Raw genomic sequence first — 13,019 nt, forward strand, 5'->3', positions numbered from 1 at the left:
CCTGGTGACTATTGAGCTCAACCTAATTGCCGACAATTTAAGTGAACAATTTACCCGATCTTTTCAAAAATGGAGCAATTATTTCTTACGGATGACTTCAAAGGGTTCGCTTCCAAGCGGGCTGGGAATCCAACCTTCAACCGTTTTGCGTTTTGCCAGCAGAGGTTGAGAGTGGACAATGGGCAGGCGCAGAACTTCCCGATGCAAAATTTGATCGACCTGGGTGTAGAACTTAGCACGGGTGGCACGATCGCCTGCCGCCCGCCCCTGATTTAGAAGTCGGAAAACCTGCTCATTCTTCCAGTTCCCCAGATCACTGGTGCCCCCCGGGCCAAAGTGGGGATACAAAAAGCTATCCGGGTCGCCAAAGTCACCTGTCCAGCCCAGCATAAACGATTGATAACCGGGCGGCTTACGGCGATCGGCCAGGTAGGCCGCCCAATCCTTGGTTTTAAGACTAACGCGAATACCGACGGCACTCAGGTCAGCGGCAAAGGCTTCAGCAATGGGTTTCGGGGTCGGAAAGTAGGGGCGGGAAACTGGCATATACCAGAGTTCCAGGTCAAATCCTTTACCATAGCCTGCTTGAGCCAAGAGTTGTCTTGCTTTTTGCGGATCGTAGGGATAGATTTTGAGATTCTTCGCCCGGGCCCAGGATAGCGGCGGGGGAATGAAGTGCGGATCGTGCTGACCCAGGCCTCCCCAAAATGCCTGGACGATCGCCGGACGATTAATGGCATGGGCGATCGCTTGCCTTACCCGAACATCTGAAAGGGGTTTGTAGCTGGGATTTAATGCCAAATAACCGACGTTATAGGAGGGACGGGTAACCACCTGTAAATTGGGGTCACTTTCAATTTCCTTGCGCTGGTCGGGCGTTAGCTCCACTGTGAAATCAATTTGCCCGGCGCGAAGCTGCGCCAACCGGGCCGCCGGGTCTGTGACAAAACGAATCACAAGTTGATTAGTTTTCGGCAACCCCGCCTGCCAGTAAGAGGGAATTTTTTCCAGCAGGATGCGATCACCTGTGCGCCATTCCTTAAAAATAAAAGGTCCAGTTCCAATAGCTAAGGAACCCGGCCCACCATAGTTGAGCCCTGCCTTCTTGATAGCCGTAGGGCTGGCGATGCCAAAGAAACCAGAGGCGATCGCGTCTGGAAAGGCCGCAAATGGCTGCTTCAACACGAACCGAATCGTTGCTTTGTCCACCACTACAACCTCTTGTAGCAATGAATTAGGATCGCCTTTGAAGCCACCAAAAATTTGCTCCCAAATTTCGTAGGTTCTACCCGCATCGCGATAACCATCAGGGTGCTTCGGATCCCACCAGCGCTCGACATTAAATTTCACCGCCGCCGCATCAAACGGAGTGCCATCGTGAAACTTAACTCCCTGCCGGAGTTTGAACGTCCAGATTTTGCCATCCTTGGACACGACCCAGTTGGTTGCCAGGGCAGGCATCAGTTCGGTGGTACCAGGCTTGAATTCCATCAACCGGTTATAGATCTGATCTTGCACAATGATGGAATTACCATCGGTGATGTTGCCGGGTTCTAAATTAACCGGCTGTCCACCTGACCCATAAATCAAAGCTCCTTTAGGAATTGGTGCCGGAGACGTTGCACCGGTTTCACTGGGAGTTGGAGGCGCTTCCGTTTTTGGCGCAGCACAATTGGTCAGCGCGATCACCAGAACAGATGCGATCGCCCAAAGACTACGACATTTCATTCCTTAACACTGCAAACACAATAACAACGTTTTATCATCATCTGTTTTTTGATTGAGTCGTTCAGATTCTAGAAAGCTGATCAGGTATTCATCATTTTGCTGGGGATTGGGTGTTTCGGTCAGATACTCCTCCAGCGGTTTGAAGAAGGGAGGGAAGGGAGCCCAGTCACTCAGGCGAATAGCAACCCGTTCGAGGGCATCGGATGCGGCACAAATGAAAAGAGGACATTCTGGCAAAATGCGAATTTGCATGTCATCCAACACATTAGCTGAAGTGACAAAGGTGGTTTGGTTGGCAAACTCGCCTTTATCCGGTTGAAACAGTAGTTGATAATCGCTCTGGGGAGAACGCATCACAATGAAGCCATCGCCAATTTGCATGGCGGCCATCCAGGTTGGGGTTGCCAGCACAGTTAGCAGTGTACAGGCCAGGTCATCCACGAGACAGCCACTGGCGGTTGCCCGAGTCTGCAAGCGATCGCAGATTTTATGAATCGTTTTGATAAAAATCTTGCGCATAATCGCTTCATTGGGAGGATGGGGAAGCGATCGCCAGGAGTAATGTCGCTTTTGCAGCCATGCCTCTGTTGCTGCTAAATAGTCGATCGCTGTCGTAACTGCCAATTTTGCCCCTATATCGGCATAGCGAGCGCTACCTGCTCCATCGGCAACTGCGCCAATCAACACATCGCCCAGGATGCGATCGCCACCGAAATCCTGACAGGGAAGTTGTTGCTTTAGATGGCTGGTTCCAGTAGAAGAACGGGCAATGGCTCTCCAGACCACAGAGGCTCCTTAACTCGAAATTTCTGCCCATCCCACCGGGGGCAGAGCGATTGCTTCACCTACCTTACCACTGGAAACCCGCTTCATTGACGTACTCAACCAGACAAATAACGTCTGGAAGTCTAACCCGTTCAGCTTCGCAGGTGGACGTTCCGGGGGGGCAATTTTGCTGAGGGTGGCCATGTCTGCCCCTTCCACCCCAACGGCAAAGAAGCAGAATTTGCGATCGGCTTCTCCCAACCGCACCCGTTGCGCAGCGTTATGCCAGCTATCGGTCGGCGCTCCATCGGTAATCATAAAAATCCAGGGACGGTAGTACTGAATGCCATTCGCTTTGTAAACCTCTTTCCGCCCCTCCAGCAAATCAATGGCGTACTCAATCGCCTCCCCCATTGGCGTATAGCCATTGGCTTCCAGAACTGGCGGAGTAAACTGATCAATCGTCACAAAGTCTTGAAGCAACTGCACCGGGCCAAAGGTCACAATTGCCACTTCCACACTTAAGGATGCTTTCGTATCCCGCTGAACATCCTCTTTGAACACGCCCACCCCCCGACTCAACTCCTGGATCGGCTGACCTGCCATTGAAGTGGAAGTATCCAGCAAAAGTATTACCGGGCAACGGTTTTCCGGGTTTTCAACAAATTCAGGCAATCCTACAGGCATTGGAAGACTCACACGGGGATCGAAATCTCCCCAATTTTATCGTTTGTTTTTACCTTTGCAAGTCGAACACTTGCACTAAAATCTGCGATAAAGCTGCGATAAAGTTCAATGACAGCGGACAACCTCTGCCTTCCATTCAAAATCTCAGTTTTTTGCCAGGCGAATAGCAAATTCATGGGCGATCGCACGGAAGGCTGCATCTAGAGCAAACTGGAGCAAAAACGATGATTGGGAATTGACCATCGGGTTAGTAGAGGGATAAATAGACTTAATCGGAAACAAGAAAGGAAATCAGTTCTTTGCATAAAACTGTCAATTCTCATGGCTTTACCGCCCATTCTCATATCGAGCGATTTATTTCCGATAATATCTAATCTTTCTACAATCAGTTCTCTTTTATTGCCTGGAATGATTGTTTCAGCATCAAATACCATGATGCAATTTGCAGTCACAAGTATTTCAACAGTGATGCCAAAGACGCTTTCTTTTTCCAACCACGCTCAACACGGGCTTCAATCAATCGCTTCTCACCCTTGCACCTGCTGCACTGGTGCAAAACGAAAGTTTTGTTGGGGATTTGGGCTGTTCCACCCCTGCTTGGGGGAAGCCCTCAACCCCCCATAGTGCAAAATTTAGCGTTTGCAACACCAGGGCTCGTTACCTTCGTTCCAGCAGGTAGTGAGTAAAACCGTAGCCAACGTGGGAATACTGAGATTAGCGCTCTCCATATTGCTACGAGGTCGGTATCGGTTGTGCTGGCGGCTAGAGGTATCAAATAAATGGCTGACGAGGAGCACCTTGCCTTACTTAAGCAAGGGGTGACTGCGTGGAACGAATGGTGGCAAAATCACCCCAAAAATAAACCAAACCTCGAAGGAGTCAAATTCAAGGAAGCAAACTTGAGGGAGGTTAACTTCTTTAAAGCCGACCTGCGGGAAGCAACCTTCAGCCGCGTAGACCTGAGTATGGCGAACCTGGAAGGGGCAAACCTGGGAATTGCGATGCTGGATGAAGCGACCCTCTATACAGCCATTCTCTACAAAGCTAATCTGCGGGAAGCCAACCTCTACCGAACCGATCTGCGGGAAGCCGATTTGAGTCAGGTAGACCTGAGTATGGCGAACCTGCGGGAGGCAAATTTGTGTACAGCCGTGCTAGAAAGGGCCACTCTTTATACTGCCATTCTTTACAAAGCCAACCTGTGGGAAGCCAGCCTTTATAAAGCCGACCTGCGCGAGGTCGACTTCAGCATGGCTAACCTGCGGGAAGCCAACCTCAGTATGGCCAACCTCAGTATGGCCAACCTCTGCATGGCCAACCTGGTTGGAGCAACACTATACGGCAGCAACCTGAGCAGAGCCAACTTGAGTGTAGCCAACCTTTGCATGACCAACTTGATTGATGCCAACTTGCACCGGGCGAACCTGGTGAACGCGACACTGATTGGTGCCAATCTTTACAAGGCCTCCCTGGTTAGAGCAAATTTGCGGGAAGCCGACCTGCGGGAAGGAACACTGAGCATGGCTGATTTAAGTGAAGCCAGTCTGATTAACACCAATCTTGGTAGGGCAAATTTGCGGGAAGCGAACTTGTGCAAAGCAAACCTGAGTATGGCCGACCTGGAAGGGGCCAACCTGCACCGGGCAAATTTGAAGGATGCCAATTTAAAGGGAGCCAACCTTCAAGGGGTTTACCTGAAAGAAGCCATTATGCCGGATGGAACGGTGCATGAATAAGATGAAATCCGTACCAATCTAGCGACAGTCATAGTTTGTCAAGCGGATTCCGTATAAAGTGAGATTACCTGGGAAGGTACGGTTTGAGGCAGTGGACAAACAACCCGTAGTTCATGGGGATAGCGGGGTTGAGGATCATGCTCCAACCAGATGGGAGGCACCATCATCGCTTCATAGCGGGCGATCGCATCATAGGTTCCGGGTCGGGCTTTCAACTCAACCGGAAGCCCAGGGCGATAGATAAACGCTTCTTCCCAATCCACATCGGTGTCCAACATCACAGCAACCCAGGAATAATCCCAAATTGTATTTCTTGATACCGATTTTAAGAACTATTTATCCTTAAGCACATCATTCTGTAGTACTAGATACAATTTTTGATTTCTCCTGCAAGATCTAGAGGATTGTGGGTTGCTCTGTTAGGATGACACAAGCGGTAATTTCACGCTGGCAATGGTTCCCTGGAAAGCCAGGGATTCAATGCTCAATTCGCCACCGTGTGCTTCTACGATGCGTTTCACGATCGCCAACCCCAGACCAGTTCCCGTAGACTTGGTGGTGAAGAAAGGTCTGGTCAGCTTTGGCAGAATGTCTGAAGGGATGGGCTGCCCGTCGTTATGAATCTGGATGCAGGCATGATTGGGAGTTGGGTTGGTGGTGGCGATCGCCACGACTCCTGCTTCGATGGCTTCAAAAGCATTTGTAACCAGATTGATTAATACTTGTTTCAACTTATCCCTATCGGCCAGGATTTTTAGCGGTAAAGGGCTGGCATTAAATTGCACCTGTTTTCCTGCGGCAACGGGGATATGCTGGAGAGCTACCAGCGTATCGGTGATGAAACTATTCAGTTCCAGTTCTGCTGGCTGAAAGGTTTGCGGTTTGGCGTAGAGCAGAATTTGGTTTAACAGGCGTTGTAACCGATCCGATTCATCCGAAGCGAGGGCAAGATATTCCTGATAGCGCTCCGGCAGATCCAACCGCTTGAAAGAACCCAGGCTCATAGAAATCGTTGTCAACGGATTGCGCACTTCGTGGACAATCATGGCCGCCAGTTCGCCAATTTCTGCCAATCGTTCTAGTGCTTTCTCAGCCTGTTTCAGTGCGGTGATATCGGTTGCAACCGATAACAGGCAGGGTTCATTTTCCAGATGAATAATTTCGGCTGAAAACAGCGCTGGGAAAATCTCTCCAGATTTCTTACGAAATTGCAGCTCAATTTTTGAAACCGATCCTTTCTCTTGAAGCGATCGCACAACCGTATCACGGTCTTCTGGTTTTGCCCAAATTCCCAATTCAAGGGCACTATGACCCAGCATTTCCTCCCGATGGTAGCCCAGCATTCGCAAACAGCTATCATTCATCTCCACATAGCAACCATTGTCGAGGGTGCTGATGGTGATAGCATCGGGAGAAGAGCGGAAGGCTTTGGAAAATTTTTCTTCAGACATGCGGAGGGCCGCCTCAGCCTGTTGTCGCTCCATTTCAGCCGCCGCGCGGGCTGCGAAAATTTCCAGCACTGCCCGATTCCGGGGCTCATCCTCCATGGGTTTATCATCCAGAACTGCCAGGTGTCCCAAAATCCTTCCAGTGGAGTCCAGTAGCGCAATCCCCAGGTAACTTTCTACCTGCCACTCAACCAGAATTTCATCTCTATCTGGATCAACCAGCTGAAGCACTGCGTAGCTGTGAAAAAGCCCTGGAAATTTATCCCCAACACAACGAAGCCTGGGTATTTCGAGGCGCAGCACTGCACTGCCTGGGTCGTTATCAGGAAGCCTACGCTAGCTACGACACTGCAATGGGTAAAAAGCGGCAGTCAATCTAGCAAAAACTCTCAGCGAGTAACATTCTGCGTGCAATTAATTGGCATCCCAAAGCAACATGAGAGGATGTTTGGAAAGTCCAGAGGCTGAATTCCATTAATGACTGAAGTAGAAACCATTCCATGAAACTTTTCTACAAGAATTAACAAGGGAAAAAGGCGAAAGCACAGGCGATAGGCAATCTTCCATCCTGTCGCCTGGCAGCTTTCTGCCACAATGTATAGCGGTAGTCATTATGGCTAGGACGGGGTGCAGGGGTGGAACCCCTGGCTGGGGGCGCAGCCCCCACTCCCTCTCTAATTCCAATGTCCTAACGCACCTGCGTAGAGCTATACTATGACAGTCCTAAATGATTCGTGAAATGAAAGGGCTTTGTGAAAAGGGATTCCGCAGGAATCCCTTTTCACAATCCAGATAGGATCGCTATAAGTAGACAGCCATAATTAACTGTAAGAAGGGGGAGTGGGGGCTGCGCTCCCACCCCCCTTGTTCACAAACTATTTGTGAACGCTATAGCTACTTAGAAGCCAGAAAAATGATGTGTGTGATAAACGTAACTGGGGAATTCTTTAACCAGAGAACTTTTGTTTAGTCTTAATTCTTAAAGCGATGACCCTCAGTAGACGTTTTGTTCTTCAAACGGGAGCGGGAGCGCTCCTGGCTATGATCGCCCACGGTTGTACGAAACCTCCCGAAAGTAGCTCAACGTTCAAAATTAACGACAGCCTGTTAAGCCAGATCAAAAAACGGGGATACTTACTGGTCGCGACTGAAGATGACTATCCTCCCTTTGAGTTTCTGGTTAACGGCAAGCCTACCGGGTTTGACCATGAGCTATTAGAGCGCTTGAGAAAGATGGTTCCCTTTGAGATTCGTCAGGAAATTGTACCTTGGCAGGGAATTCTTCCCGGTGTGAGAGAAGGGAAGTATGACGTGGCACTGACGGCTGTGGGAATTACGGATGAGCGATCGCAATTCCTCGACTTTACTATGCCCATTGCAGAATCCACCATTGCCTACGTCAAACGAAAAGACGACGCCACGATCCAATCCTTGCGCGATCTGTCTGATAAGGTGTTGGGTGCCCAGCAGGGAGGCGTTTCCTTTGCCGCCGTTCCTGACCTTGCTGCCGAACTTAAGAAGCAGGGGGGCACTCTCGGCCCGGTCAAGCAGTATCGAGGTTTTGCTGAAGCTTATCAGGATTTAATCAATCAACGCCTGGATGCGGTGTTACATAACATTGTTTCGCTTTCGGTGTTGGTGAACGAAAAGCCTGCCATTTTTGAACTGGGGGAACGGGTCAGTCGGAAATCCTATGCAGCCTGGGCGGTGAAGAAGGGAAATCAGGAGCTACTCAATCTGCTGAATCAGTTTCTGAGCAATATGCGTATAAGTGGGGAGCTAAAACAGCTACAGGCGAAGTGGTTCAGGATTACGTTCGACGATCTCTCCCCTCAGCCACTGCTGCCGGGCGATCGCCCAATTCGGTAAAAGTTTTCTTTTATAGCTCTCCGCGGTTGCATGAGGACATTGGAATTAGAGAGAGAGTAAGGGCTTCGCCCCCAGCCAGGGGTTCCACCCCTGCACCCCATCCTAACCATAATGACTACCGCTATATATCAAAACTCAAGAAACTTTAGGTGCTGAACCGCTGCTAGCTGCTACCACAAGTGGTTGGCAAATTCCATATTTTTGACTGGGTTCCCTTGTTCTAATTTATGTCAGGTAATGAAATCATTTAAAGAGGTATCCAAATCCCAACGCAATTTCCTGATGCGGCTGCTGATTGGTGGTATAACGCTGATCGTCAGTTTAGGAGCGTACCACAGCTATCAGGTTGTCCGCAGTGTGATGCTGGAAAGTTTGAAGAAAAATGCATTCTTAGAAGTCCAGCAGGGAGGAGATGCCATTGATCGCTGGCTTGCCAGTCTCAAAGTCCATCTGGAAACGCTGGCAAATACAGACACTGTGCGATCGCTCAATTGGGCCATGGCTGAGCCCTACCTGAAAGCAGAAGTTTTGCGCTTTAGTGATGCCTATGCGCTGGCAATGGCAAAACCAAATGGCTGGCGAAATATAACGGGTAGTCCACCTGCCAATATTAGCGATCACGTCTATTTTCAAGCGGCAATGGCCGGAAAAACCAATGTGAGCGATCCGCTTATTAGTCATGCGACTCAGGTGCCAACCATTGTTGTTGCAACCCCCATTTGGAAAGCATTTGACACGACCAGTTCTCCAAAGGGTGAGATTCACACTCTGGTGCGGTTAGACCGGATTGCGCAGGTTGTGGACAGTCTGAAGTATGGCGACAACAGTTATGCGTTTGCCCTGAGCTCAAAGGGGGAAGCGATCGCCTACCCCAATCCAGATTTATTGTTGAAGGCGAACAAGCCAGCTCCCAGCCTGTTGCAGTCAAAGGATGAAAATCTGGCTGCGATCGCACTGCGAATGGTAAATCGGCAGCGAGGAATTGAATTATTTCCAATCGATGGCACCCAAAAATATGTGGCATACCTTCCGTTGAAGGAGGCGAACTGGTCCGTTGCCCTCATCATTCCGTGTGAAAATATTGAGTCTCAACTGCGCGCACTGGATATCATTGCATTTGTGGTTGCTGGACTGGCAGTCACCATGATTCTTGTCCTCTGGCGGGTGCAGGCGTTTGAGCAGAGACAACTCAAGAAATCGAACGAACTCCTGGAGCAGCGGATTAAAGAGCGCACGGCTGAGTTATCAACAACACTGGAACAACTGCAACAGTCCCAACTGCGGCTGATTCAAAGCGAGAAGATGTCTGCCCTGGGGAGTTTGGTGGCTGGGGTTGCCCACGAAATTAACAATCCAGTCAATTTCATCTATGGCAACATCGCCCATGCCAACGAATATACTGAAGACTTGCTAAACCTGCTTCAGCTTTATCAGAAACACTATCCCAAACCCCATAGAGAGGTTGAAGCATACGCAGATGCGATCGATGTTGAGTTTTTAGCAGAGGATTTACCAAAAACCCTGTCTTCTATACGTATGGGTGCTGATCGTATCCGCCAGATTGTCCTTTCGTTGCGAAATTTCTCGCGGCTTGATCAGGCAGAAATTAAGCCCGTTGACATCCACGAAGGCATTGATAGTACCTTACTAATCCTGCAACATCGCCTCAAGCAGACCACTGATCGCCCTGGTGTGCAGGTGATTAAGGACTATGGCGACCTGCCATTGGTAGAGTGCTATGCTGGGCAACTCAACCAGGTATTCATGAATATTTTGAGCAATGCCCTGGATGCTTTGGATGAGCGAGAAGCCCAATGTTGTCATTTGGCGTCCGATCAAGCCCCTGCTACCATTCGGATCTCAACCCAGCGCTATGGTAAAGACCGAATTAGAATCAGCATGGCCGACAATGGCCTGGGAATGCCCAGGGAAGTTCAGCAGCGAATTTTTGACCCATTTTTTACGACCAAGCCTGTCGGCAAGGGCACTGGGATGGGAATGTCCATCAGTTATCAAATCATCACCGAAAAACATCACGGCTCCCTCTGGTGCGAGTCGGTGCCCGGTGAGGGAACTACCTTCTGGATTGAGATTCCGATTGAATTATCGCAGTTGCCAGGTTGCTCAGGACATGGGTTTAAGGGGGGTGTGGGAGCTTCGCCCGATGCCTGATGAAGGAAGCCAAAAGCCAGGAGTCAGAATAAACCTTACTTATGACTTCTGGCTTCTCAAATCCTTAATTTTGTAGCATTTATAGCTCTACGCGGGTGCGTTAGGACATTGGAATTAGAGAGGGAGTGGAGGCTTCGCCCCCAGCCAGGGGTTCCACCCCTGCACCCCGTCCTAACCATAATGACTACCGCTGTATTATTTAGTGAGTGTTCAAGGTGATCTGTGAGTGTTCAAGGTGATCTGCTGCCGCACAAATTCACCGTTACACAGAAATTGGAGATGTCATCATGCTCGTTTGCAGCAGTGATTGAGAATCGTTGGGTTTGACGGGGGCAAGCTGCACAGCGCAGGCTTTCAGTTCTGGTTGGCCGGAGTCGGGGCAGGCGTGATGATGGGTGAGGGCATTGGCTTCGGCAAAGTCTGCCCACATCGCCCCCCAGTGCATGGGGACAAAAACAGTGCCCGGTGCGATCGCCTTTGTCACGGTTGCCGGAAAGCGAGCCATTCCCCGTCGCGATCGCACCTCAACCATGTCACCTTCTCGAATTCCCAACTGCTTAGCATCACAGGGGTGAATTTCAATAAACGGACTGTCATACATTTCGCTGGTTTTTTGAATCCGTCCCGTGCGGGTCTGGGTGTGCCAGTGCCCATACAGCCTGCCCGTTGTCAGGATGAAGGGATACGCCTCATTCGGTGGTTCTGCCAGTCCACGGGAGTGGTGGGCGGCAAAGCGGGCACGACCGTCAGGTGTGGGAAAGTGAAGATCAGTGTAGAGGCGGGAGGAGTTTTTCCCTTTTTGCCTTTCCCCTTCTTCTATGGTCGGGTTTTCTGATTCAGAATCGAGGGTTGAGATAGGGCAGGGCCAATGTAAAGGGCCTTCGGCAACTAAGCGTTCGTGGCTTAAGCCAGACATGTCGCAGGGGCGTCCACGGGTGAGTTGAACAAACTCAGCAAATACGTCAGCCGCAGTTTGGAAGGCAAATTGTTGCGTAAAACCAAGACGGCGACCCACTTCAGCAAAAATTTCCCAATCGGAACGGGACTCACCCGGCGGATTACGAAACTTGCGACAGAGGGTGACTCGCCGTTCAGAGTTGGTCATGGTGCCGGTTTCTTCGCCCCATTGGGAGGCTGGCAGCAGTATATGGGCGTAGGCAGAGGTTTCTGTAGGGTAATAGCAGTCCTGATAAACAGTAAAGGGCGATCGCCGCAGGGCTGCTTTGGTGCGCTCCAGGTCGGGCAGGCTAACCACGGGATTGGTGGCTGCAATCCAGAGAAACTGGACATCTCCCGATTCCAGCCCGGTAATCATTTCCCAGGCAGTACGTCCGGGGGTGGGTTGAATGGTTCCAGTGGGAAGCTGCCAATGGTTTTCCACCTCAGTTCGGTGTTGGGGGTCAGTAACGGAGCGGTACCCCGGCAGCAGGTAGGAAAGCCCCCCCGCTTCTCGTCCGCCCATGGCGTTGGGTTGCCCGGTGAGGGAAAAGGGACCTGCACCCGGTTTACCAATCATGCCTGTCATCAGGTGCAGGTTGATGATACTGCGTACCTTAGCGGTTCCTTCGGAGGACTGGTTAATTCCCATCGACCACAGGGAAAGCACCCGCTGGGACTCGCCCCAATAACGGGCAGCAGTTTCCACCTCTGCTGCTGAAATCTGGCAACACTCAGCCACCCTTTCCGGCGGGTAGTGGCGAACAACTTCAACAAATGCTTCAAATCCGTTGGTATGGACATCAATGAAGGGCTGATCGATCAACCCCCAACGCAGCAGCAGGTGAGCAATGCCATTTAGCAGGTCAATATCGGTACCGGGGCGAATGGCGAGATGCAGGTCTGCCGCTTCTGCTGTTGTTGTGCGACGTGGATCGACCACAATCAGCTTAACGTTGGGGGTTTTCTTGTGGTGCTTGCGCAGACGGTTAAAGATGATGGGATGACATTCTGCTGTATTAGTACCAATTAAAAAGGCACAGTCAGTTAGATCCAGATCGTCGTAACAGCAGGGAGGGCCGTCGGAACCAAGACTCTGGACATAACCTGCAACGGCTGAAGACATGCACAGACGAGAGTTGGCATCAAAATTGTTTGTGCCCAGGCAGCCTTTCATGAGCTTCTGAGCCACGTAGTACTCTTCCGTTTGAAATTGCCCGGAACCGTACATACAAAGGGCATCGGCTCCATATTCAGCCCGCACGTTCTGGATGCGATCGCACACCCGCTCCAGTGCCTCCTCCCAACTGCACCGCCGAAAGGGTTGATCCAGCGAATCCCGCAGCATGGGGTATAGGAGCCGGTCCTTATCCAGCGATTCCAGCACCGTTGCACCCTTGACACAGACCATGCCCTGGCTGGAAGGATGGGTGCGATCGCCCCGAACCTGACACTGACTCACCCCGGCCTCTTCTCCCAATGCCTTGCCTGCAGGGGTAACTTCTAACCCGCAGCCAACACCGCAGTAAGGACAAAGAGTTTTGGTGGAACTGGATGTTGTCATTCCGCTTAATTCATTAAATCGCTAGGGTTAGATGCTTCTGAGGATGGTTGAACCGTTTCTCTGACGCGTAATTGAGGACAGGGAATGCACTCTAGCAAAGTCATATTCGGCGTA

Annotated in this window: 9 protein-coding genes; 3 read left to right on the plus strand and 6 right to left on the minus strand. The window is 50.6% G+C overall.

Features of this window, described 5'->3' with window-relative positions; all coding sequences use genetic code 11:
• Positions 1-78: 78 nt before the first annotated feature.
• The 3 genes from P4D80_RS24570 to P4D80_RS24580 are packed head-to-tail and all read right to left on the minus strand — an operon-like array spanning position 79 to position 3,180.
• Entirely contained in the window at positions 79-1,728 is a 1,650-nt protein-coding gene (locus tag P4D80_RS24570) for an ABC transporter substrate-binding protein (RefSeq protein WP_421656674.1), read from the minus strand.
• A gap of 3 nt (positions 1,729-1,731) precedes the next feature.
• Positions 1,732-2,514: a PP2C family serine/threonine-protein phosphatase gene (locus P4D80_RS24575; RefSeq protein ID WP_421656675.1), complete on the minus strand. Its 783-nt coding sequence runs from the start codon at positions 2,512-2,514 to the stop codon at positions 1,732-1,734.
• A 9-nt stretch (positions 2,515-2,523) separates the two neighbouring features.
• Positions 2,524-3,180 (minus strand): vWA domain-containing protein, encoded by a 657-nt coding sequence (locus P4D80_RS24580; RefSeq protein WP_421656676.1) that lies wholly within the window; start codon positions 3,178-3,180, stop codon positions 2,524-2,526.
• A 779-nt stretch (positions 3,181-3,959) separates the two neighbouring features.
• On the opposite strand from P4D80_RS24580, the gene P4D80_RS24585 reads away from it, so the two are divergent.
• Entirely contained in the window at positions 3,960-4,916 is a 957-nt protein-coding gene (locus P4D80_RS24585) for a pentapeptide repeat-containing protein (RefSeq protein WP_421656677.1), read from the plus strand.
• A gap of 38 nt (positions 4,917-4,954) precedes the next feature.
• Here the strand turns inward: P4D80_RS24585 and P4D80_RS24590 are convergent, their stop codons facing one another.
• Both P4D80_RS24590 and P4D80_RS24595 read right to left on the minus strand, forming a co-directional pair.
• Entirely contained in the window at positions 4,955-5,194 is a 240-nt protein-coding gene (locus tag P4D80_RS24590) for a hypothetical protein (protein ID WP_421656678.1), read from the minus strand.
• Positions 5,195-5,335: 141 nt separating this feature from the next.
• Positions 5,336-6,595, minus strand: coding sequence for a two-component system sensor histidine kinase NtrB (locus tag P4D80_RS24595; protein WP_421656679.1), 1,260 nt, complete (start codon positions 6,593-6,595; stop codon positions 5,336-5,338).
• Between the two features lie 756 nt (positions 6,596-7,351).
• Here P4D80_RS24595 and P4D80_RS24600 point away from each other — a divergent pair.
• Both P4D80_RS24600 and P4D80_RS24605 read left to right on the plus strand, forming a co-directional pair.
• The gene (locus P4D80_RS24600) at positions 7,352-8,233 is read left to right on the plus strand and encodes a transporter substrate-binding domain-containing protein (RefSeq protein ID WP_421656680.1); all 882 of its coding nucleotides are present in this window, start codon (positions 7,352-7,354) and stop codon (positions 8,231-8,233) included.
• A gap of 237 nt (positions 8,234-8,470) precedes the next feature.
• Entirely contained in the window at positions 8,471-10,405 is a 1,935-nt protein-coding gene (locus tag P4D80_RS24605) for a sensor histidine kinase (protein ID WP_421656681.1), read from the plus strand.
• Between the two features lie 262 nt (positions 10,406-10,667).
• On the opposite strand, the gene P4D80_RS24610 is transcribed toward P4D80_RS24605, so the two are convergent.
• Positions 10,668-12,905 (minus strand): molybdopterin oxidoreductase family protein, encoded by a 2,238-nt coding sequence (locus tag P4D80_RS24610; protein WP_421656682.1) that lies wholly within the window; start codon positions 12,903-12,905, stop codon positions 10,668-10,670.
• Positions 12,906-13,019 lie beyond the last annotated feature (114 nt).

The sequence above is a fragment of the Leptothermofonsia sp. ETS-13 genome (genome assembly GCF_049200465.1).
Lineage (GTDB): Bacteria > Cyanobacteriota > Cyanobacteriia > Leptolyngbyales > Leptolyngbyaceae > Leptothermofonsia.

Coding starts and splice junctions, on each gene's coding strand:
- P4D80_RS24570 (WP_421656674.1), bottom strand. CDS start 1,728: ATGAAATGTCGTAGTCTTTGGGCGATCGCATCTGTTCTGGTGATCGCG.
- P4D80_RS24580 (WP_421656676.1), bottom strand. CDS start 3,180: ATGCCTGTAGGATTGCCTGAATTTGTTGAAAACCCGGAAAACCGTTGC.
- P4D80_RS24585 (WP_421656677.1), top strand. CDS start 3,960: ATGGCTGACGAGGAGCACCTTGCCTTACTTAAGCAAGGGGTGACTGCG.
- P4D80_RS24590 (WP_421656678.1), bottom strand. CDS start 5,194: ATGTTGGACACCGATGTGGATTGGGAAGAAGCGTTTATCTATCGCCCT.
- P4D80_RS24600 (WP_421656680.1), top strand. CDS start 7,352: ATGACCCTCAGTAGACGTTTTGTTCTTCAAACGGGAGCGGGAGCGCTC.
- P4D80_RS24605 (WP_421656681.1), top strand. CDS start 8,471: ATGAAATCATTTAAAGAGGTATCCAAATCCCAACGCAATTTCCTGATG.
- P4D80_RS24610 (WP_421656682.1), bottom strand. CDS start 12,905: ATGACAACATCCAGTTCCACCAAAACTCTTTGTCCTTACTGCGGTGTT.